The 21,235-nt window shown below is 41.0% G+C and carries 19 protein-coding genes and 4 tRNA genes; 11 read left to right on the forward strand and 12 right to left on the reverse strand.

The window, feature by feature from the left end:
* Positions 1-4 precede the first annotated feature (4 nt).
* Positions 5-511, forward strand: a complete 507-nt coding sequence (locus AC2IOM_RS02180; protein ID WP_486358975.1) for a hypothetical protein — start codon at positions 5-7, stop codon at positions 509-511.
* 98 nt (positions 512-609) lie between these two features.
* Here AC2IOM_RS02180 and AC2IOM_RS02185 read toward each other — a convergent pair whose 3' ends face one another.
* The 3 genes from AC2IOM_RS02185 to AC2IOM_RS02195 all read right to left on the reverse strand — a co-directional run bounded on the left by AC2IOM_RS02185 (position 610) and on the right by AC2IOM_RS02195 (position 6,159).
* Complete coding sequence (locus AC2IOM_RS02185) at positions 610-3,207, reverse strand: hypothetical protein (protein ID WP_486358976.1); 2,598 nt, start codon at positions 3,205-3,207, stop codon at positions 610-612.
* A 383-nt stretch (positions 3,208-3,590) separates the two neighbouring features.
* The gene (locus AC2IOM_RS02190; RefSeq protein ID WP_486358977.1) at positions 3,591-4,319 is read right to left on the reverse strand and encodes a substrate-binding periplasmic protein; all 729 of its coding nucleotides are present in this window, start codon (positions 4,317-4,319) and stop codon (positions 3,591-3,593) included.
* A 19-nt stretch (positions 4,320-4,338) separates the two neighbouring features.
* Positions 4,339-6,159, reverse strand: a complete 1,821-nt coding sequence (locus tag AC2IOM_RS02195; protein ID WP_486358978.1) for a cation:proton antiporter — start codon at positions 6,157-6,159, stop codon at positions 4,339-4,341.
* 197 nt (positions 6,160-6,356) lie between these two features.
* Here AC2IOM_RS02195 and AC2IOM_RS02200 point away from each other — a divergent pair, with 197 nt between their 5' ends.
* On the forward strand, positions 6,357-6,863 hold the full coding sequence (locus tag AC2IOM_RS02200) for a hypothetical protein (protein WP_486358979.1): 507 nt from the start codon (positions 6,357-6,359) through the stop codon (positions 6,861-6,863).
* Positions 6,864-7,111: 248 nt separating this feature from the next.
* Positions 7,112-7,966, forward strand: a complete 855-nt coding sequence (locus tag AC2IOM_RS02205; RefSeq protein WP_486358980.1) for a collagenase — start codon at positions 7,112-7,114, stop codon at positions 7,964-7,966.
* Positions 7,967-8,293: 327 nt separating this feature from the next.
* Here the strand turns inward: AC2IOM_RS02205 and AC2IOM_RS02210 are convergent, their stop codons facing one another.
* The gene (locus AC2IOM_RS02210; RefSeq protein WP_486358981.1) at positions 8,294-8,788 is read right to left on the reverse strand and encodes a GNAT family N-acetyltransferase; all 495 of its coding nucleotides are present in this window, start codon (positions 8,786-8,788) and stop codon (positions 8,294-8,296) included.
* A 96-nt stretch (positions 8,789-8,884) separates the two neighbouring features.
* Between AC2IOM_RS02210 and AC2IOM_RS02215 the strand changes: the two genes are divergently transcribed.
* The 5 genes from AC2IOM_RS02215 to AC2IOM_RS02235 all read left to right on the forward strand — a co-directional run bounded on the left by AC2IOM_RS02215 (position 8,885) and on the right by AC2IOM_RS02235 (position 12,498).
* The gene (locus AC2IOM_RS02215; protein ID WP_486358982.1) at positions 8,885-9,463 is read left to right on the forward strand and encodes a glutathione S-transferase family protein; all 579 of its coding nucleotides are present in this window, start codon (positions 8,885-8,887) and stop codon (positions 9,461-9,463) included.
* 5 nt (positions 9,464-9,468) lie between these two features.
* On the forward strand, positions 9,469-9,810 hold the full coding sequence (locus AC2IOM_RS02220; protein ID WP_486358983.1) for a DUF2750 domain-containing protein: 342 nt from the start codon (positions 9,469-9,471) through the stop codon (positions 9,808-9,810).
* Positions 9,803-10,363 (forward strand): GNAT family N-acetyltransferase, encoded by a 561-nt coding sequence (locus tag AC2IOM_RS02225; protein WP_486358984.1) that lies wholly within the window; start codon positions 9,803-9,805, stop codon positions 10,361-10,363. Before AC2IOM_RS02220 ends, AC2IOM_RS02225 begins: the two co-directional genes overlap by 8 nt.
* Complete coding sequence (locus AC2IOM_RS02230) at positions 10,360-11,709, forward strand: NAD(P)/FAD-dependent oxidoreductase (RefSeq protein WP_486358985.1); 1,350 nt, start codon at positions 10,360-10,362, stop codon at positions 11,707-11,709. The genes AC2IOM_RS02225 and AC2IOM_RS02230 overlap by 4 nt, the downstream gene beginning before the upstream one ends.
* A 114-nt stretch (positions 11,710-11,823) precedes the next feature.
* Positions 11,824-12,498, forward strand: coding sequence for a site-specific integrase (locus AC2IOM_RS02235; RefSeq protein WP_486358986.1), 675 nt, complete (start codon positions 11,824-11,826; stop codon positions 12,496-12,498).
* Positions 12,499-12,521: 23 nt separating this feature from the next.
* On the opposite strand, the gene AC2IOM_RS02240 is transcribed toward AC2IOM_RS02235, so the two are convergent.
* Positions 12,522-13,403, reverse strand: coding sequence for a hypothetical protein (locus AC2IOM_RS02240; RefSeq protein WP_486358987.1), 882 nt, complete (start codon positions 13,401-13,403; stop codon positions 12,522-12,524).
* Between the two features lie 124 nt (positions 13,404-13,527).
* On the opposite strand from AC2IOM_RS02240, the gene AC2IOM_RS02245 reads away from it, so the two are divergent.
* Positions 13,528-14,427, forward strand: coding sequence for a phosphoribulokinase (locus tag AC2IOM_RS02245; protein ID WP_486358988.1), 900 nt, complete (start codon positions 13,528-13,530; stop codon positions 14,425-14,427).
* Positions 14,428-14,665: 238 nt separating this feature from the next.
* Here the strand turns inward: AC2IOM_RS02245 and AC2IOM_RS02250 are convergent.
* From AC2IOM_RS02250 to orn, 5 genes are all read right to left on the reverse strand, one after another.
* Positions 14,666-14,741: transfer RNA gene (locus AC2IOM_RS02250), tRNA-Gly, on the reverse strand.
* Between the two features lie 51 nt (positions 14,742-14,792).
* Positions 14,793-14,868: transfer RNA gene (locus tag AC2IOM_RS02255), tRNA-Gly, on the reverse strand.
* A gap of 105 nt (positions 14,869-14,973) precedes the next feature.
* Positions 14,974-15,049, reverse strand: a tRNA-Gly gene (locus AC2IOM_RS02260).
* 138 nt (positions 15,050-15,187) lie between these two features.
* Positions 15,188-15,263, reverse strand: a tRNA-Gly gene (locus tag AC2IOM_RS02265).
* Between the two features lie 170 nt (positions 15,264-15,433).
* Positions 15,434-15,979: an oligoribonuclease gene (gene orn / locus AC2IOM_RS02270; protein WP_010561087.1), complete on the reverse strand. Its 546-nt coding sequence runs from the start codon at positions 15,977-15,979 to the stop codon at positions 15,434-15,436.
* A 111-nt stretch (positions 15,980-16,090) separates the two neighbouring features.
* Between orn and rsgA the strand changes: the two genes are divergently transcribed.
* Both rsgA and asd read left to right on the forward strand, forming a co-directional pair.
* The gene (gene rsgA, locus AC2IOM_RS02275) at positions 16,091-17,146 is read left to right on the forward strand and encodes a small ribosomal subunit biogenesis GTPase RsgA (RefSeq protein WP_486358989.1); all 1,056 of its coding nucleotides are present in this window, start codon (positions 16,091-16,093) and stop codon (positions 17,144-17,146) included.
* Positions 17,147-17,200: 54 nt separating this feature from the next.
* Positions 17,201-18,109 carry an archaetidylserine decarboxylase gene (gene asd / locus AC2IOM_RS02280; protein WP_105170994.1) on the forward strand — a complete coding sequence of 303 codons (909 nt, stop codon included), beginning with the start codon at positions 17,201-17,203 and terminating at the stop codon, positions 18,107-18,109.
* A 40-nt stretch (positions 18,110-18,149) separates the two neighbouring features.
* Here the strand turns inward: asd and AC2IOM_RS02285 are convergent, their stop codons facing one another.
* Together AC2IOM_RS02285 and AC2IOM_RS02290 are read right to left on the reverse strand one after the other, a co-directional pair.
* Positions 18,150-20,351 (reverse strand): M14 family zinc carboxypeptidase, encoded by a 2,202-nt coding sequence (locus tag AC2IOM_RS02285; protein ID WP_486358990.1) that lies wholly within the window; start codon positions 20,349-20,351, stop codon positions 18,150-18,152.
* A 129-nt stretch (positions 20,352-20,480) separates the two neighbouring features.
* Positions 20,481-21,233, reverse strand: coding sequence for a HesA/MoeB/ThiF family protein (locus AC2IOM_RS02290; RefSeq protein WP_486358991.1), 753 nt, complete (start codon positions 21,231-21,233; stop codon positions 20,481-20,483).
* Positions 21,234-21,235 lie beyond the last annotated feature (2 nt).

Here is a 21,235-nt window from a genome sequence, read left to right on the forward strand (position 1 = left end):
AATCATGAAAAAAGCACTGTTACTAGCGACGGCTTTCGCCACTACTTTAACAGCCTGTGATCTTGCAGAAGATCCTAAGAAGGCATTGGAACGTCAATATTTTGCAGAGCATCAAGAGTTACAAGAAGTAATTGAAGCGATCCGTGCTCAAGGCATTGAAGCCGTTAAACAAGGCTCTGAGGCTGGCTCAGTTGCCGCATGTGTTGCTGGTAAGCTAGATGCAGACCCAATGGGCGCATTAGTTGAGGTAGAAGGTGCGTTGCAGGATTCAATGGGTTTATCTCAATTCATTGAAACGCTGTCAAACCTATCTGAACAAGAACTTTCCCTCGAAAGCCTGCCAGATCTTATCCGCCAAGGTGGCGATGTATTAACTTACGTAAAGCATATGCTATCGCAGTACGATGTTGCTGAAATTCAACAGCAAGCCTCAGAGTTAGTTGCAAGTGGCAAAACAAAAACACAAGATTTAGGGCAGCACCTACGTTCGCTTGTGGAACAATGTGAATAGGGATTGTTGTATCTTGCTTTAAGATCACTAAATATTAGTGACGCTAATTCAAGTAAAATAAAAAAATGGTCAGCAATTGCTGACCATTTTTTTATTGATTAGTTATTATCTGGGTCGTCTTCAGGTTTTGTTTTAAATACCTTTTCCGGAGGTGGCTTAGGCGCCCAATCAGGATCGAGCTGTAAGTTAGAAAATGGTGACGATTTTCCGCTGTCATTTTTATCAGCGTCACTTGCTTGATCAGTCTTGTTAAATTCATCGTCAATTTCATCATTTACTTGTTCTTTTAACGCACGCCAGCTTGATTTAGGTTGTTCATCTTGCGATTCACTTTCTACTGAAGGCGGTAAAATCTCATCGTCAGATTGCTCATCCATTTGCGCCTTAATTGCACGCCAACCGCCTTGATTTAGATCGCTACTATCATTCTCTGTACTTTCAACGCTATCACTGATAGTCGACTGATTATCAACTACGTCTTGCTTTAGTGAATTGATATCAAAATCATTAAGATCTTGTTGTAAGCTTGTGTCATGCTGCTCAAGAAGATCGTTATCAGCTGATAAATTAGCCATCTCTTGATCTAATTTGGTTTCAACTTGATCTAACATATCCGCATCATCGCGCGCTGGTAATTTTGGCTCTTCATCAAGAGCATCATCTTTTTGCTCTAACCCCGACAAAAACCCCTTACCCGCAGCAAGGCTTTGCGCCAACTCTTCTTCAAGCGAATATTCATTATCTGCTTGCTCGTCGTTTTCCGCTGATTTGTCGTAGTGATTTAAATAATCAAACATGCCGTCATCAACTGCACGTTTTGCCGCGCGGCGTTTAAACTCAGAGTGAGGAACCATATTTTCAGGCGCATCGTCATCAGCTGACTTAAAATAATCGGGGTCAGTATATGCTGTAGCAGGTTCACTGCTATCTGGTCGCAATAAGCTATCATCATCTTGAGATTGAACCTCAGGTTGACCTAATTCATCCTGTAATGCGTTGGATTGTGTAAGCGTTGCACTGTCATCCATTGGTTCATTATCGAACGTATTTCTCGTTGAGTCGCCATTATCCAAACCTGATGCACTAGCATGCTGTGTAGAGGCTTCGTTAAATGGCATATCGAATGATTCATCAAATGAAAGTGATTGCGTTGTTTTTTCGATTTCTGCATTGGTATCAGGCGTAAAGTCATTAGATAAATCGCTCTTCCCTGACTCTAAAATACTTTCGTCCGAAGTTGACGGCGCGCTTGGTTGCTCAACTTCATTATTTAATGACTCATCGCTCTGAGCGCTTAGTGTCGGAGGTTGCGTTTCATCATCGCTAGTTTTCGGAGTTGCACTGCTAATATCGTCTAGCTTTTCAGTAAACTGTTTTGCTTTATTGAGAATTGCATCAAGCTCTGCAATATGATCAACCGCGGGCTTATCAGCATCTTCTACACGATGAACATCTTGATTATCAGGAGCAATCTCAGAGACTGAGTTTTCATATGAGCCTGGTTCTGGGTAAACCGTTTCTTGCTGCTTTTCTTGCATTTCTTGTTCGGCGACTTCCGCTGGCGATGGCGCTGTAGTATCAAATTTAGGCTCATTGTGACGATTCATATTCTCTTCGCGTTGACGCTCTTCAGCGCGTTTTTTCTCTTCTCGCTTCGCTTCGTTGTGGCTATCAATCAACGCCATCCATTCATCAACTTGCTGGTCGCTAAATCTCAGCTCTTTAAAGCCTAGAATGTATGGATTCACTTGTTTTTTATGCATCACTACAATTGGAAATTGTGATTTAAATACCGCCATATCGTTAAACGCGACAATCGGCTCTATTTCATCATTTAATCCTAAAATCTGCGCAACGGCGTGACAGCATTGATTCACTACTTGTAATGGGCTTTCAAAACCAATAAGCTCTTCCCCAACTTGCTCTTTCCACTCTGGTAAGGTTGCACTACCGATAATTGCGCCGCGCTGCTTTTGCGGCAGTACAACGAAAATGCCGTATTGCGATGCAATAACACTGTCTAATACTACTTCTTGACCATTTGCGAGTGTGACTTCAACGCGTTGACGACGGAAGTATAAATCTGGGTCGAGTGCGCCCTTTGGTAACTTGTTCTTTTTCTTTTCAGCAACTTTTGAACCCATTGCAGCAATGTCTTTTGACATTTCTTGGGCTTTTTCTTTGGCTTTCTCTTTAATTTCGTCCATGCGTGAACGTACAAATTTCACATAAACAAATATGGCAACCAACACGACAAGCAATAAAATAATCGGTAGCATCATCGCTTCTAATAAGCTTGATTCTTCTACTGGAATATCATTTTGCCAGGTGACAGGTGCTCTTTTAACTGGCGCAGCAGGTTGAGCTTTAGGCGTTTCTTTTACTTCGCTTTGCGTTTTTGAGTCAATTTCAACGGTCTGCTGTTCGTTACTATTGGTTACTTCTCCGTTGTTAGTTAAATCATCACTAGCATCTTCTTTGGTTTCAACAGTTTGTTGTTCTTGCTGCTTAGCTTCAATAGCTTCAAATCGCTCTTGTGCTAAACGCTTTTCTTCTTCGCTTAAACTCGTTTGTTGCGTTTTTGCGCTTTCTGTTGCTTTATCTTCAACTACTTCAGGTTGATTACACAGGCGTTCGTAGTCACGCTGAGCTCGGCGATAGGTTGGGTGGGTTTTGCTATGCTGATAATTGCTCATTTGTTGTTTCAGCAATATACAAGCAGCTGAATTGGCATTACTTTCTGACGAAAAAAATGCACAAAATAACACAATAGAAAGTAATAAAACTCTAACTTTACCCATCGACTATGTAACCAAACTTTAACCAAATTAACGACTTGTTATAAGCTTACGCATTTCACGCATTATTGCCAATATATCCGTTCGCAAATTTATCTAATTAAAGCAATATTTTTGATTTAAGTTCAGATATATAACCCATGAGTAGTTCAAATTAAACAATAAAAGCTTTTTAGAACGCTTGGTTATACAAAAAATAAAGGAGGGTTTACGAATTAACAGCTGTCGTTGACTTAACTAAAAACAATATCAAAGGTAGCTAATGATTTGTCACAATTACGCTACTCAAGACCGAATTTTTTATTGTACTGTTCAAGTGCTACCTGTACGCGATTAACAATTTCTTTGTCGGTTTTTTTACTGAAGGCTATGCATGCTGAACGATCACTTACATTTGCCACTTCGAGGCTTCGCACAACTTCTGTATATTGCCGCTCAACTCCCTTTAACGATTCAGACATTTCCCATTCAGATTGCACCAAAAAATCCACTCGCCCTGCAAGAAACTTTCTTAATTCGGCGCTAGGATCAGCTGACACATCCAAATGTTGCCCTTCAATAAAACCTTTTTCGAGTAAGGTTTCATGGCTACGGGCATTTCGCCCTACTGAAATAACGTAGTTTTTTGCATCGTCAAGTGACGTAACGTTAATATCATCACGCGTCGCAAGGTGAAACAAATACACTTTCACAGGAGCCATAAGCGGACATGCCCATTGGTATTTATGCTCTCGCTCTGGCGTTCTAAAAATCGAATAGATAAGTGTATTTTCGTCGTTTTCAGCCATCCTCATGGCACGCGTCCAAGGGTAGCTTCGAATATCATATTTGTATCCCAAGCTATCGAGTATTGCTTTTACTTTTGTTGTTGAGCGGCCAACGATAACGCCGTTATCGTCGGTATAATTAAATGGTCGCCACTCTTCAGTGACAACCGCCAACGCAACCTCATCAGAGGCTTTCAGTTCATAACAAAATAGTAAAAGTAATACTGCCGCAATTGAACGCACTAGCCAGTAGCTCCTTGCTTTATGTTGCCGCTTGGTTAGCTTGCGACTCTTTTAAAATAGACATTTTCGGCGGTTGTAGCGCAATAACAGAGTCGCCCTCCTCCGGTTTTTGTTCACCGCCAATTTGCACTGGTTCGATAAATTTTTGCTGACGCCAAATAAACAACGGAATTGCGTCTTTATTTACTTCCAAATAATCTTCCCAAGTAAATGCGTCAGCAATACGCGTTGCACTGACTTTACCGCCTTTTGCTATCACACCTGAAAGACGCGCAAACGTAGCATCTTGTGCAAATAAATTCTGGCGCGACAAGAAAGTCGCACTGTCTTTGTTTGCTTTCGCGTGCACATCAGATGATTTTAATGAAAACACTTTATCCTCACCGATTAAATGCGCGAAATGTTGAATACCTAATGCGTTGTAAAGGCGGTTTGGCGATAAGCCTAGCACTTTACTAATGTCAGTTAACGGCAAATAACGCTCAGCATGCTCTGATTGCGGGTTACCGTAATAACAAGGGAAGCCATCCATGCGCGCCATTTTGCAGTTTTCCCATGCAGGATCTGAAAGGTAAACACTCACACCGATATCTTTAAGGCCCCTTGCCACTTCGCGTGCCACATGGTTTGCACCAATAATCAGTACTGTTGCTGGTTCAGGCTGGCGCAGCTTTAACAACTTGGTAAGTGGCACAGCGGTTAAACTTTGCAAAACAACCGTCACAATAATAACGGTAAAGATAAGCGGTACTAACTTCTCAGAAGTAGGCACACCGGCCTTAACCATACTAAGCGCAAATACCGAACCTACTGCGGCAGCAACAATACCACGGGGCGCAATCCAGCTAAGTAATGCACGGGCGCGATAATTAAGGTCTGACCCAAATGTTGACAACAAAATCGATAGCGGACGTGCCGCAAACAACACAAATGCCATAAAAATAAGAACATTAGCACCAAGTTGTTTAATATCGTCAACGTGTAATCGCGCTGCGAGTAAAATAAACAAGCTTGAAATTAAGATCATTGATAAATCTTCTTTAAATTCAAGCACAGCATCAATTTCTAAGTCATCTTGGTTCGCCAGCCAAATACCAAAAACGGTTACAGCAAGTAACCCCGATTCGTGGCTCAGGTAATTTGAAACACTGAAGGTTGCTAATACCAACGCTAAAATACCAAATTTATGCAATTCATACGGCAGCCACTGACGGCGAATTAATAAACTCGTAAACCAACCCGCAAAGAGACCCAGCGATAAGCCCACCACTAATGTCATAAATAATGCGCCAAGTGTGTGGTTAAAAATACTTTCTTGGCCTGTCAACATTACCGCTTCGAATACTAGTACGGCGAATAAAGCACCAATAGGATCAATTACGATGCCTTCCCAACGTAATACTTTATCAATGTCTTTATGCGGCCTCATGGCATTTAATAACGGTGCGATAACCGTTGGGCCGGTTACAACTAACACTGCACCAAGTACGGCAGCCACACGCCAATCGAGGTCTAACACAAAATAAGCTGCGCAGCCGATCACCACAAACGATGCCAACATACCGATGGAGCACAGGTTGCGCACGACTTTTTCGAGCCCTTTTAATTCTCTAAAATGGAGGGTAAGTGCACCTTCAAATAAAATAACGGCAACGGCTAAGGAAATTATCGGAAACAGTAAGTCACCAAATAACGCATCTGGATCAATTACATTAAAACCAGGCCCTAATAAAAGACCGGTAACAAGTAGGAATAAAATAGCTGGTACTTTAAAAATCCATGCTAACCACTGCGCTGCTACTGAAAACAAAGCAACCAGTGCAATATATACCGCTGACATTGAGAATTCACAAATTTATAAATTGAATATTACAATAGTATATCTTGGATAATTAATTCTATAGCTTTTTCACAATAAAATTTTATTTCAAATCAAGTGTATTAACGTTTGTTTCCCACACCAACACTTGCATTCTAAAACACTCTCACGCTACAGTAATCGCAACAATTTAAGCCGTATTTTCAGCCAAATATTTCATGTTAAGCGCCAGCGAAAAAGAAAAAATTGAACTAGAGCATCAAGCAGCCAAGCTCTTTTTACGCCTGTATGAAAAACAATTTAATTTACCCATGCGCCATATTTGGCATAACCAACCGAGCAAACCTGATGTAAGCTGTTACCAAGGCGAAGATAAGCTCGACATTGAAATTGCCCACCTCTATGGCAGCGAGAAAGAAGCAATGGCAATTCTGCACCGAGAACTCAGCAGCGAAACCAAAGAAAACCTAAAAGCGCTTCTACTCGAGCCAATAGAAACTCGTTTAACCAAAGCTCTGCAGCGTATTTTAGCTAACAAAGCATTAAAACATTACGATTCTAAACGCGTGTGGCTGGTGATCCGCAACGCAAATCCATTTTGGCGTAATGACGATATTCAAGCCCTGCAACATCATTTTGCTATGCCAACCCCACACCCATTCGAGCAAGTTTGGATTATTGGCGATATGCAAGGGCACTCTGGTTTAACCCAAGTTTATCCCTAGGGATTGTTGATCGTTACAATTTTATTTTTGCTCTCTTTGAGCGTTTTTGTTGCTGCGTTCAATATGCGGTTAAGCAATTTAGGCAAATGTAAAGCAAAAGTGCGTATCCCTCTCACGCCCCTAATTGACATTCACCTAGCTAACAATGAGAAAAGCGTACGCGAGAGCACCTTTAGAAAACACTTAATTGACCAATGTAAATTAATTTGTTGTAATCATTTTAAGTTGAAATTGAATACAATATACCAATGAGAAAATTAGCACTGTTATCCAGCTTTTTATTTACAACTTATGCCTGTGCAGCCACGCCCAGTGTGAACGACGTTTTGGTCAATGTGAAAAATTGCAGTAAAACCATCGTACTGCGTCATCAAGCGCTTAGCAAAGAACAAGAAAACGCTGCATGTAAAATGCTGTCTGCACAAGAAGCACGTTTTCATAGTGTTTTTAATACTCAACATAAGCCTGTAGCGAATGATAATAATCACCGCTTGCGAGCCAATATTTATCAAGATCGCGATGCCTATGTGCAGTATGTAACTGGACACTTTGATGTTCCAAGCGATAATGGCGGCATGTATCTGGAAGGTTTACCGCATTTACCCAATAACTCAGCTGAATTCGTCGCTTACCAAAAGAAAGGTCAAATTTGGAATTTAAGCCATGAGTATGTGCATTACCTAGATGGCCGCTTTAATATGTATGGTGACTTTTGCGCTAACCTACACGACTCTCATTCGGGCCCAGAATACTGCCCAAAACCAGCACCGTTATTACCTCATTTAGTATGGTGGAGTGAAGGTATTGCTGAGTACATCGCAAAAGGTAAAGATAACGAACGCGCAGTAAAAGCAGCAAAAAAACAAATCATTCATCTAAGTGAACTATTTAACACCAGTTATGAGCAAAATGGTGGTTCTGAACGCGTTTATGTTTGGGGTTATTTAGCATCGCGCTATATGATGGAAAAACAGCGCGACAAAGTTGAACAAATGCTGGCACTAACGCGCAAAGGTCAATATACCCGCTACCAAGCGCTGGTAAAACAATGGGGTAAATCAATGGATAATGATTTTAGCCAATGGCTTGCTGAGCTTAAGTAGTAACTTCTCTAAGCTATCCCTAGGGTCTGTTGACCTTTCAAGTTCGTTTTTGCAGCAGTTTAATTGGGTTTTATACAAGGCAGAGGCTGCGTGGCATAGTTATTCTATGTGAGTCAGCCGATAACACAGTAGAAAGCCCAATCAAGCGCTGCCGAATGGTTCTTTTGAGCGCACTTTTCTCATTGTTGCTCGATATTCGCTTAGATTGCTAGGCCACATATCGAGCGCCGCGATAAAAGCACGCTCAAGCAGAACAAAAATAGAACAGCAAAGATCAACAGACCCTAACAAACGCTTTAATGTTAAATATTAAAGCCTTTTTTAAACTTAATTTTCATCTACTCGCTTACCTAAAATCGTTAAGCTGTATTCTTTATTATCCATTTTTGCCACATTTGGTAGCTCACCCCATACGGCAAAATCATTTTTAATAAAAAGTCGCATGCTGGGTGTATTGTGGCTAAAAATAAATGCCAACAAACTTTTGATTTGAAGCTTAGGTGCAAGAGACTCTGCAAACTGCAATAACGTTTGCCCAATCTGCTTACCGCGCTGATTGCTGTCAACATAAATGGCAATTTCAACTGTACCATTATATGCAGGGCGACCGTAAAACGACTTAAAGCTTAACCAAGCAACCACCCGTTCATTATCTTCAACAACATAAATTGGCCGAGTGTCAGTATGGCTATCAAACCATGCTTGTTTACTTGCCACTGATTGTGGTTCGGTATCCGCGGTTACCATTCGACTGTCTATCGTTTGGTTATAAATGTCGACTATTGCGGGTAAATCGATTTGTTTTGCTATACGCGTTTTCATTTTAAGTTCTAAATAAAATTGTCACTGCCAAGCCATAGTATCACTCGCCAAGACCTGATATAAATAACTAAATTTCATATTAAGCGAGAGCTACTTATGCAACTTTATGGTTCGCTAACCTCCCCTTATGTACGCCGCCTTCGCGCACTGGCTATCGAAAAAGATATCGAATTCGACTTTTTAAACCTTAATATTTTTGCAGAGAAAGACCGAGAAACCTTAGTTAAACTCAACCCAACGCGAAAAATTCCTATGTTGGTCGACGGTGAACAGGTGATTTTTGATTCAAACGTTATTTACCGTTACTTGGCCCAAAAATTGGATTTCACCCCGTTAAGCTGGAACCAAGAAAATACTCTGACTCTAATTAACTCTGCGAACGATTCTTTGGTTGAGCTTTTAATTTGTCAGCGCTCAGAATTCGACACCAATGACGACAAACTGTTTTTCAATTTACAACGTGAGCGCATAAACGGCGTTTTATCAGTGTTAAATGATGCCGCTGAACAAGGTGCATTTAGCGATTATAACTACGTTGCTATATCACTATTTTGCTTACTGGATTGGATTATCTTCAGAAACTTAACCGATTTGACTCGCTATAGTGCGCTTCAAGTATTCCATTCAGAGCATAAAAATCGCGCTTCGAGCATCGAAACAGCACCAAGAGATTAGACACTATGAGCGAACATTTAGAACGCATTGATGACTTTGTAAACCAGTTAAAACAGTCACAACAAGCATTTGTGCTATCAAGTGAAAGTGGTTTACTAATCGCGCAATCAGAATTTAATAATGAGCGCGATGCACTATTAATTTGGGCATCATCAGAAATGGCGCAACAACAGTGCCAAGGCGAGTGGCAACACTTTAACGTTATCGAAATCAACTTTGATGATATTTTAGATTTGTTACCGCACCTTAAAGAAGATGAATTACTTGTTGGTTTAGATTTAAGTGACGAACAAATCGCAATTGAGCTAGAAGCCGATTCATTGCTTGAAGCACTTTCAAATGATTAAAATTATCCCTCTTGGTGAACAGTATTATCAGCAAGCGATTGCACTTGCTAATTTAGTTCACGGTGACAACTACCTTGATTTAGCAAACTTAATGGAAATGCAAAACAAGGCTAACAAAAATGGTATCAATGCCAACTTTATTGCATTAGAAGATGATAACGTCGTGGGCCTGCGCTTAAGTTATGCAGCCAATCAATGGCCACTTGATGAATGGTGCAGCCCGTCTTTATGGCCTTGCCAACAAGATAAAATGGCGTACTTTAAATGCATTGCCGTTGATCCTAATCAACAGGGTAAAGGCATTGGCCCTAAGCTATTAAATGCCTCAATCGAAGCACTTAAGCAACAAGGTGCCAAAGCGGGTATTGGCCACTTATGGCAACAAAGCCCTGGCAATGGTGCGGTAAAATATTTTACTAATGCAGGCGGAAAATTGATTAAAGAGCACAAAAACCGCTGGTATAACTACAGCATTGAAGAGAATTATCACTGTACTATTTGCGGCGTACCTTGCTACTGCAGCGCGGCAGAAATGGTGATTGAATTTTCATGAGCCAGTTATACGATCCGCTACAACATCCTCACTGCCAAGGACAAGCCTTTGCCCCTAGTTATTGGGCCAGCACTATTGATTTGCCAACAGCTAAATCAAGCGTCACCAGTCAACAGCAGTTTGATGTTGTAATAATTGGCGGCGGTTATTCGGGACTTTTAACTGCATATCATTTAGCAACTGAACATCACTTAGATGTATGCGTACTTGAAGCCAATCAGGTAGGTTTTGGTGCCAGTGCGCGAAATGCAGGTTTTGTACTTAAAGGCTCAGGTCGCCTAAGTTACCCTCAAATGACCGAGAAATGGGGAGTCGATGTTAGCAAAGGGATTTATGCCGAATTCAGTGATGCTGTAAATCGCGTCGAGCAACTTATTGCAAAACATGATATTGCATGTGATAAACAAGAAAATGGTTATTTAAAAATTGCACACAATCAAAATGCACTGCAAACCTTAAATGCCCAAGCTGAATATATTCAAACACACTTGCAAAGCTCAAGCACAGCGCCTTGCCAATGGCTGAGCCAAGACGAGCTCAGTGCGCACTACATGAAAAATCAACAAGCCTATGGCGCACTGCGCTACAGCGATAGTTTTGGTGTGAATCCATTAAAGTTATTACTTGGCTATCGTACTGCTATGCTTGAGAGCGGTGTCACCCTGTTTGAAAACGCGTTAGTTGACAATATAACGGAAACAGCAAGTGGCTTTCAGTTATCCGTTAATGGCTGCCAACTAAGCTGCAATAAATTAGTTATCGCGGGCAATGCATACAATAGCAAACTAACGCATAAGGCTATTAACAACCGATATCTGCCTATTTTAAGCAGTATATTTGTCTCTAAGCCACTTACAGCACAACAATTAGCAGAATCAGGCCTGCAAACCAACCAAGTATGTATGGACACGCGAACACTAAAATACTATTACCGATTATTGCCAGACAACCGGCTTTTATTCGGTGGTCGCGGGGCTGTTTATGCCAAACATCAAAATAAATCGGTGTATTTAACCAACTTAAAAAAGGGCCTAAGCGATTGTTTTCCAAGCCTTGGTAATATCGAGCATGATTATTACTGGAATGGTTTTATTGCTGCTGCTCTCGATGATATGCCGCATATTAATTTTGACGGTAAGCTTGGCTTTATACTGGGTTATTGTGGTGCAGGCGTGTCGTTTAGTGCACAGGCAGGCTATCGCATGGCACAAATGGTAGCAGGTAAAACCGTACCAAACTTACCTCTTTACAACACTCCTCTACCCTACTTACCTTTTCCGCATTTTAGACGGTTAGGACAGTTTGCTTATTATCAATATGCACAAGTGAAAGACCGCTTTTATTAAATGGTGCGCTTATGCGCATTATTTAACGATTTCACTTAGTAACAACCTAAGCTCTAGTTATTCCACCAATATTTGCTAAAATAGTCGCTAACTCATTCATTTATTGGATATTCAGTGAAAACCCATTTAGGCCGCCGCCCGTTTACTAATATGGAAATTCATACCTTATTCAAAGGGTATATTTATGGCGACCACAAAATGCCGCGAGAACAAGCTAAGCATTGGCACTTTTGGCTGCCATTAATAAGCTATTACACCGGCACATTTAGTGACGAAATTGGTCAACTCACACTGGATGATGTAACGAAGCAAGATGGTCATTACTTTTTTGACTTTCATACCAACAACAAAATAAAACCACGTCGTATTCCTGTACACCCCATGCTTATTGAGCATGGTTTTTTAGACTACCTTCACTTTTTAAAGCAACAAGGACAGCAACGCTTAATGTTCGACTTGCCTGCAAAGTCTGGCCGTTACAGTGAAAAAGTGCGCATATGGTTCTCTGGTGAAGGCGAACGTGCGGGTTACTTGCAAAAATGCCATATCCCTAATATTGATTTAGATGGCAGAAAAGCGGCAATAAGCTCGTTTCGATTGAACTTTGAAGCGCAAATTCGCATTTCATCTATTCAAGCAGGTAGCAAAGATGCATTTAATTATTTAATGGGGTTTAAGGACTACGCATACTCTGAATTCGAAAACAGCAAATTATTGTGGCAGATTATCCGTGGTGTGAGAGCGCTGCCAGGCAGTATTTCATGGCAACGCTTTTGTGATAGGCACTAGGCGCGACTTTTAACCCCAAAAAACTAACTTCTATCACAAACAAAAGCCAATAACTCAGTTTCTTTTTGATATTTTAATCGGGTAACTTTATGTTCGCAGTGTGCACTTAAATCAAGCCATTTGCTTGGCTTTTTAGCACTGTTTAATGACCAACGATAAATTACATTGCCTTTCCCATAAATCAGCGCATCATCACCCTGCCATGCATAATAATCAACACCTTCGGGCAGCTGTAATACAGGTTTAAATGAATGATCTTCGCTATTAAATAACGTAACCCACTGCTGATTATTTTTATATTGGCTAAACGAGTACACATTTAGCGTTTGATTAAACGCTAAAGTACGACCTATATTGCCAGCAACAAGTTTACCAGTTTGTTTTTGTGTATTACCAAAATAAAGGGAATGTGGGTCTCCAAGCACAAAGGTAATTAAATCGTAATTTCTTCCCCAAGCGTGATAGCCAATTTTGCCTACTTCCTTACGCAATAATTTGGCAGGCTTTGGCTTATTTAAACCGTATTGCCACAATTCTTGGCTACCATCATGTCCTTCTAAAATAACTGAAAAACTGTCTTCATTTGGCACTTTTGTTGGCGAATATTCACTAACTTTGGTATTGGTTAAATTCGTTGTTTGTTTGGTTTTGAAATCGTAAAGCATTACGTCTGTTTGCCACGATTCTCCCGTCTGTAGCCCTGCGGTATAAAGCAAACCACCATCAATAAAGTTAGGTTGATTATCGTATCCAAGACGGTTAGAGATATTTTGAGCGCTAACGAGTTTATTGTTGTTGAGTTTAACTAAAAACACATCGGTATTAGGTAAACTCGATGCCGTATTACTAGCAAAAACAGTGCTACATACAGATACCAAAAAAGCAAAGATCACGGTTTTTTTCATTATTATTTTCAAACTATTATGCGTATTTTTTCCATTAATATCACAGCTATTGTAATAAAGACAAACTTGACCAATCACTGCCGCCCAGATATAAACACATAAACAACTAAAAATAGTGTGCTCTATGTCAGCCAAACACCCCATTATTGCAATCACAGGTTCATCCGGTGCAGGAACGACCACATCAACCAATGCAATTAAACACATCTTCCGTAGTTTAAATATTAATGCGGCATTTGTTGAGGGGGATAGCTTTCACCGCTATACACGCCCTGAAATGGATAAGCGTATTCGCGAAGCGCATCAAGAAGGCAAGCATATTAGCTATTTTGGTACAGAGGCCAACGATCTTGCATCGTTAGAACAGTTATTTACTGACTACGGCAATACTGGTTCGGGTAAAAGCCGTCGCTATTTGCATACCTTTGACGAAGCTGTTCCTTACAACCAGTTACCCGGCACTTTTACGCCGTGGCAAGACCTTGAAAATGACACTGATATTTTATTCTATGAAGGATTACATGGCGGCGCAGTAGACAACGATGTTGATGTTGCACGCCATGTTGATTTGCTAATCGGCATGGTTCCTATCATTAACCTTGAATGGATCCAAAAACTTATTCGCGATACACAAGACCGAGGCCATTCACATGAGGCTGTAATGGGCTCTATCGTGCGTTCTATGGATGATTATATTAACCATATTACACCGCAGTTTTCTCGCACCCATATTAACTTTCAACGTGTGCCAACGGTTGATACATCAAACCCATTTAGCGCAAAAGATATCCCATCACTTGATGAAAGCTTTGTGGTTATTCGTTTTCGCGGTATTGGTGATGTAGATTTTCCGTACTATTTGCAGATGATCAATGGCGCGTTTATGTCACGGATGAATACCATGGTGGTACCTGGTGGAAAAATGGGCTTAGCAATGGAGCTGATCCTGCGACCGCTTATTGAAGATATCATTAATAAAAAACGTGCTTTGCAAGATTTAAGGCAAGACTCTTTGCCAATTTAAAGCTAGATTTGAGATTTCTAAAAAATTTAGATTAGATTTCTGAACCCTGAAATCTTTAAATCTAATTTCTACACAAACAAAAATAAAGTTAGAATTTGGGGTGCTGAAGCTTAGACCTTTACGGTTAATTTTTCAGGATTTACTTGAAGAAAAATTGGAGCGAGTAATGAGGTTTGAGATCTTGATATTAAAGTTCGACCTTGGCGATTAATTTATCTGAACTCACTTGAAGAAGAGTTGGAGCGAGTAACGAGGTTCGAACTCGTGACCTCGACCTTGGCAAGGTCGCGCTCTACCAGCTGAGCTATACTCGCGTCACTATATGCATTTTAGTATTTTTGGAGGAGTAACACTATCCAAAATTTTGGAGCGAGTAACGAGGTTCGAACTCGTGACCTCGACCTTGGCAAGGTCGCGCTCTACCAGCTGAGCTATACTCGCATTCCATGTAAACCGTTTTTTAACTTGGCCTTAGCGCGACTTGTCGCACCTATCACCTCGAGCAGCTTAACTATACTCGCATTACATAATGCATTTTTGAATGATTGGAGCGAGTAACGAGGTTCGAACTCGTGACCTCGACCTTGGCAAGGTCGCGCTCTACCAGCTGAGCTATACTCGCATAATCATGCAGATGTAAGATTAAAACGTTCTGGTTGCCTTAATCTATTGTATTTGGAACGAGTAACTAGGATTGAACTCTCGATATTAAAGTTCGACCTTGGCATAACCAAGTGCCTATTAACACTTTCCAAAAAATTGGAGCGAGTAACGAGGTTCGAACTCGTGACCTCGACCTTGGCAAGGTCGCGCTCTACCAGCTGAGCTATACTCGCATTCCATACCAACCGTTTTTTAACTTAGCTTTAGCGCAACCTTAGTCGCGTCTATCACTTCGAGCAGCTGAACTGTACTCGCATACCAATGCTTAAAGTCTTTTATCGTCTAAGCGGGGCGTGATTTTACATAAAGAATTTAGCTTTGCAAGCAGCAAAGCTAAAATTTTTTAAATTTTGAAGATATTTTGGCGATAAACACGTAATTCGGCGATTGATTCACGAATATCATCAAGCGCTAAGTGTGTGCCTTGCTTTTTAACAAGGTTAAGCATGTCTGGCGACCAACGTCTTACTAGCTCTTTAATTGAGCTAACGTCAATGTTGCGATAGTGAAAGTAATCTTCCAATTCGCGCATATACACGTTTAAAAAGCGTCGATCTTGTCCAATTGAGTTGCCACACATTGGCGAAACACCTTTTGGCACCCACTTTTCGAGAAATGCGATGGTTTCGCGAATTGCCATTTCTTCGCTGTGCTTACTTTTGCGAACACGCTCAGTTAAACCCGAGTTACCGTGTTGATTGGTGCACCACTCGTCCATACCGGCCAGTACTTCGTCTGACTGATGGACTGCAATTACAGGGCCTTCAGCTAAAACATTAAGCTCAGAGTCTGTTACTACTGTAGCAATTTCTAAGATGCGATCTTGGCTTGGCTCTAATCCGGTCATTTCCAAATCAAGCCAAATTAAATTAGATTCATGAAAAGCCATAACTACCTAGCGGTGCTTTCCTTTCGATTTAATGAATTTGGATATATCATATTATGCTTCTTCAATAGATAAAACGCTTTTTTTAAGTGTTATTTAAGTTATAGGCTAAAAGTGGCAAAACGGAAAAAACTCAGCAAAGGTCAATCTCGCAGAATTAGCGCAAACCATCAAAAGCGTTTAAAGCAGGCTAAAGGTAATCAGCAGACTGAAGAGCAATCTTGGCAAAGCGATAATCTTGGTCCGCAACAAAACGCCAGAGTGATCAGCCGCTTTGGTCAACATGCTGATATTGAAACAGCTGACGGCGAGATCCTACGCTGTAATATTCGCCGTACGATTAAAAGCCTTGTTTGCGGTGACAACGTTATTTTTCGTCCAGCAAAAGTAAGCGAAGGTGATTTAGCAGGGGTAATTGAACTTGTTGAAGAACGCACCAGCCAGCTTACGCGCCCTGACTTTTACGACGGTGTAAAAGTAGTTGCCGCCAATATTGACCAAATTTTAATGGTATCGGCCGTATTACCGGAATTTACTCCCAACATCATCGACCGCTACTTAGTTGCCTGCGAAGATATGGGAATAGAGCCAATTTTAGTGCTTAACAAAGTTGATTTACTCGATAACGAAGGCATTGAATACTTAGATGAAGTACTCGATATTTATCGCGATATTGGCTACCAAGTATATTTCATTAGTAATAAAACAGGCCAAGGCGTCGAAGAACTTAAAGCATTATTAAAAGATAAAAGCAGCATATTTGTTGGCCAGTCAGGTGTTGGTAAGTCAACATTAGTGAACAGCCTATTACCCGACGCGAATATCTTAACCCAAGAAGTATCTGAAGTTTCAGGCTTAGGTCAGCACACTACAACGGTTTCAACACTGCACCATTTAGCCTCGGGTGGTGATTTAATCGACTCACCTGGAATTCGAGAGTTTGGCTTATGGCATTTAGAAAATGATCGCGTAACTTGGTGCTTTAAAGAGTTTCGTGAGTTTATTGGTGGCTGTAAGTTTAGAGACTGCAAACACCTAGATGACCCGGGTTGCATTATTCGTGAAGCCGTTGACGAAGGTAAAATCAGCGAATTACGCTTTGATAGCTATCATCGCATTTTAGAATCAATGGAAGATGGTCGTGCAGGTGCGCGCAATCCAAGAGTATAGAGTCATTCAACAACTTGATGTAAAATACGAAAAATTTTTTAGGGATACGACCTCGTGAGTTTAGATAAATTCAAAATTGGCGCGCAGTACGCCATGCCAAAACACCTTATATCTCGCTTAGTGGGTAAATTAGCAGCAGCACAAGCAGGCAAGCTAACCACCAGCTTAATTAAAGGCTTTATTAAGCAATACGGCATAGATATGAGCGAAGCCAAATACGAAGATCCGGCTCACTATAAAACCTTTAACGAATTTTTCACTCGTCCATTAAAAGACGGCCTGCGCCCAATTGCGGAAGATAAAGACATTATCGCTCACCCTGTAGACGGTAAAATTTCGCAACTTGGTGATGTAGTTGATGATCGCTTGATTCAAGCAAAAGGCCACGACTTTAGCTTACAAGAATTACTTGGCGGTGATGAAAATGTAGCTGCGCCGTTTCAAGGCGGTAAATTTGCAACGATTTACCTAGCACCAAAAGACTACCACCGCATTCATATGCCAATTGGCGGTAAACTGCGTAAAATGGTGTATGTACCGGGTGATTTATTCTCGGTAAACCCACTTACCGCTGAAAATGTACCAAACTTATTCTCACGCAATGAGCGTGTAGTTGCTATTTTTGATACTGAAATTGGCCCTCTTGCTATGGTTTTAGTGGGTGCAACCATTGTAGCTAGCATCGAAACTATTTGGGCTGGCACAGTAACACCACCAGCAGGTAAAGACGTATTCACATGGGATTACCCTGAAAATGGCCATAATCAACTTATTTTAAATAAAGGTGATGAAATGGGCCGCTTTAAATTGGGCTCTACGGTTATTTTGGCCTGGGGTTCTGAAGTAGCAGACTTCCTTGATGGTGAAGTTGCTGGCACAGTAACCCGCATGGGTACGCCATTTGCGAAAATCAAAAATAAAGAAGAGCAAAGCGAACCAGCTGAAACCCCTACTGAAGATTAATCAGTATTAAAGTCAAAAAAGGGAGCAACCGCTCCCTTTTTTAATGTTTTACGCGCTGTCTTCTTATCAATGCGCCAGCAGTAAGAATAAACAACATTAACCATGAGCTACTGCCAGAAGACTCTTTTTTAACGTCATCTGGCATCTCTGGAAGAGGCACGGGATCTGGTTCTGCCTCAACTTGTAAATCAAACTCATAACGCGCCGCTTGCTCATGTTCATCAGTTACTACTAACTCAACTTTATAGCTGCCTGATTGAGAGAAGTTATGCGAGAATACCATGCCACTCGCCGATGCGTCTTCCGCTTTCCAAGCATAGCTTAACGTGTTGCTATCAGCATCTGTACTAAGCGATGCATCAAACTCACACGCTAAATAGTTACACCGATGTGAAGCAACTACTTCTGGCGCAAATAACTCTGTAACATTAAAGTCTATAGCTAAGCTATTTGACACACCAATAGAGTTAGTCACAACAAGGGTTGCTGAATAGTCACCAAGTGAAGGCAATATATGTGTCGCCTCTTCCCCTTCGAGCACATCACCGCCAGACAGTTGCCATTTGTAGTTGAAGCCACTTACTGGGTTTTCCACATTAAATTGGCATTTAGCACCTGAACACACAACCTTGCCTGCGACACTTGGCGGATTCGTATCAATGCTTTGTGCCGTAATCGTGCCCCAATAGCCATCACTATCCTGCGCTTGCATATACACAATTGCTTTTTTGTCGATTAGTTGATTGTTGTTAATCACAATCTCAAACTGCTCAGTGATGCTATCTGCATTACCATCACTAAACATCGCCAGCTGTTGATTGTCATCTGACACCAGCTGATTAACCGCATACCTTACCTTAGTAATATTTTGCATTGGCCAGGAGCTATTGCTTTTAAAGCGTGTATCCGTTGCGTTCGCTTTTAAAACTATTTGCTGCTGCGCATTCAACGCCAAATTTATATCAGCAATATCTGGGCCTTGTGTTAACTGATAAGGCGCTTTTGTTACCTTAGCTGCATAAAGTAGTGCCTTTAAGTTATCTGGCTTGATTAACGCACCATAATAACCACACGATTGGAAAAACGCGGTACCTAATTCAAAGGTAATATGCGCAATACCAAGTTCACCATAAGCTAAATTATCTGAAGTACCATCGGTCGGATATAAACCTACCGATTGCATTGGCCGATAGTCATTAAAATACGCAAGTTTTCGACCTAACGATTCTAACCCTTTGGCATTTGGCGCAGCATCATAACTGCCACCCCAAGGCCATAAAATAAGCTGACTGTAGCTGTGAATGTCTAAATACAAGCCTTGAGTATTTTCAGGCGCAGCATCGCTAATATTTGGCCCGCGTTGATCGGGGAAAATACTACGAACATAACTCTCAACTGCGGCCACTTCAGGCTCTGAACCTGGGCTATCACCTCGATATGTTGCAGAGCACGCATCACCACTAGAGCCACCATCAACCGAGCCCCAGCCAAAGCTAAAGTTACGATTTAAATCAACACCAACATTGGCCTCTAAACAATGATTTTCGTTAACATTTTTACGTTGTGAAACGCCTGTTTCCGCAATTTTTCGTCCATCAGGATTTGTTTGAAAGAGAATATGAATTTGCTGTGTTTCTAAAATCCAGTTGATATCAGCATTGGTTTCACGCTCTGCTAATAACTGTTTGGCAAAATCTAATGTCAGCGCGGCTGTTGCTAATTCGCGCGCATGCATAGCGCTTTGAATAAATAAAATTGGCGGGTTAACTAAATCTTTTTTACCGATTTTTAAAACTCTTAAATCGTAGCCTTCGCCTTTATTTTGCTTTTGCCATGAATCACCAATATCCACAAGTTCAGTATATTCAGGGTGAGCGGCAACTAAGTCATCTACTTGCTGAAAAGTTTCTTCTACCGTTGCGTAACAGCTAAAACCGGGTATTCCTGTGCTGTTGCTAGTCAGCTTATCAAAAATATTTTGTTGCTTAGTTAAAAACTGCTTTGCCAGATTATCTGCTGGTTGCAAGGTTGCACCAAAACGCTTTAGTAAGGATTGTTCTTCATTGGAGAGTGTAAACAACACACCATTTGGACGATCGCCAATTAAGTTATGATGCAAACTTATTTTTGCTTTATTTTCAATGTCCGTATTTGGAAAAGTGACTAAAAAATGTTGTGATTGCTGCGCATGCGCATTTGCCGCACAAAGCATTGCAGCTGAAATTAATAATGGTCTTAGCATATTCCCTCCAATTAGTTAAACTAAAATACCTAATTTGGGTAAAAATACAAACACCATAACGTTGGGAAATGTAAATGAAAGGTAGTTTTACGTAGAATCGTATCGCTTTTATCTAGATACTTATTTAGCTTAACGTTTGTTACACACTGTACAGGTTTTTGACTTTGTAAATGCAAAAGCACTTTGCTTAAAGCTCTGCGCATCAAATTGTAAAAACTGCGGTAAGTTACCTTCCCCCAACAGTAAAAGTATTGCTGCAATTGCCTGCTGCGCACCTATTACACCAAGCAACGGGCTGATAACGCCCAAGGTATCACAGTTTTGCGCATTCCTTACACCTTGGTTGGCAAACAAGCATTCATAGCAAGGTGCGTTATCATCTTTGTTATCGACAATACACAATTGCCCCTGCCAGCCCATTGCTGCTCCCGAAACAAGCGGTTTAGTAAACTGTTTAGCAAGGCGATTCACTAAGTAACGTGTTTTAAAGTTATCACTGCAATCGAGTACCAAATCACAATTTTCGATAAGCGCCTTGGCATTGTGCTCATTCAGCTTTTGCGAAAGCGTCGATATTGATATTTGATTATTCAGTGCTTGCAGCGTTTTGCCCGCGGCTTTACTTTTACTTTGCCCTATATGACTAATTTTATAGAGAATCTGCCGCTGCAAGTTAGACAGCTCAACCTCATCATGATCGACCAACGTTAGCTGCCCGATACCCGAAGCTGCTAAATAGAACGCTGCAGGTGAGCCAAGCCCACCCAAACCAATAATTAATACGCGCGCCGCTTTTAATTTAAGTTGCGCATTCTCATCAATTTCTGGCAATAGTAACTGGCGAGAATAACGAATTAATTCTTGGTTCGATAACGATGACATGA

The organism is Pseudoalteromonas sp. NS-SX12 (genome assembly GCF_057367955.1).